Consider the following 1,107-nt stretch of genomic DNA (forward strand, 5'->3'; position numbering starts at 1 on the left):
TTCCTTTGCATCAATAAATGCAAGACCTGTGAAACAACTGAACAGGAACATATCCCTAACAATGTTTAGTCGAGCTACAGGAAATTCCATACCTGCTATTGTCTTGACCTCCTCAAGAGTCAGGAATGTAGGATCATTTTCCTGCTGGCGATATTGTATGCCAGCGAATGGATTGATTCTCATCCAACCCATATTAAGTCCCATATTGACGAATTTCTTGAAACACTTCATATATCTCACCAATGTATTTTGGCAAAGACGTTTTTCAAGACGCATGTGTCGTTCGACATAGATAATAAAGTCACGAGAAAGTTCAGGAAAGACAATATCCTCCTTTTCATAGAAAGATTGAACACAAGCCTTCAAGCAACGGTAGCAATTCCAATATCGGTTGATGGTTATCTTTTCATACTCGATACCGATTAGTGCTTCCATTGCTTTAATCTCCTTTTCCATTGTATTGAGGAAGGTTCGCTTATCACCTTTATTAAATAAGCGTTTCAATAGGTAGGAAGGAGTGATGAGTGCATCTTCAAGCAACAACTCTTTGTGAAGGTTGTGAATCTTGGTTTTGAGAGATTCGATGTAATCGTTCAGTTCGATTGAAACCCTGTCTCTGCCTTTACAGCAGCCACGGGCTTGGTTCCACAAACGAGGCAATACGCTACGCTGTATGCGTACCTCGTCAGACACTCCGTTGATAGTAACACGGACTACGATAGGTGCTTCGCCGTTCTTCAGCAAGCTACTCTTCTTGATAACGAAGAGGATTTTCATTGTTTCATGCTTCATCTTACATACATTTTTTGTGGTACAAAAGTGCTAATGTTTGATGAAACGCACGCTATGCAAACAAGTGAATATCTGCGCTTTACATATCAAATCGTGGCTTTTTTCAGTGGCTCAAAAAAAGCCACGAATTTGGCACGATTGAAATTCCTAAATCTGCATGTTTTGCACAGTTGAAACAAAAAGAAAACCTCTGAATTCGTTGAAATTCAGAGGTTTTCATCTTTTTGCTGTGATTCTTCGTGGTGCCACCAGGAATCGAACCGGGGACACAAGGATTTTCAGTCCTTTGCTCTACCATCTGAGCTATGGCACCTT

Annotated in this window: 1 protein-coding gene and 1 tRNA gene; both read right to left on the minus strand. The window is 40.5% G+C overall.

The annotated features are described in order from the left end of the window. The coding region (locus NW211_RS13850) for a site-specific integrase (RefSeq protein ID WP_258328270.1) at positions 1–792 on the minus strand (792 nt) is incomplete at its 3' end. 240 nt (positions 793–1,032) lie between these two features. Further along, positions 1,033–1,105: transfer RNA gene (locus NW211_RS13855), tRNA-Phe, on the minus strand. Between the last annotated feature and the right edge of the window lie 2 nt (positions 1,106–1,107).

The organism is Barnesiella sp. ET7, assembly GCF_024733785.1.
Lineage (GTDB): Bacteria > Bacteroidota > Bacteroidia > Bacteroidales > Barnesiellaceae > Barnesiella > Barnesiella merdigallinarum.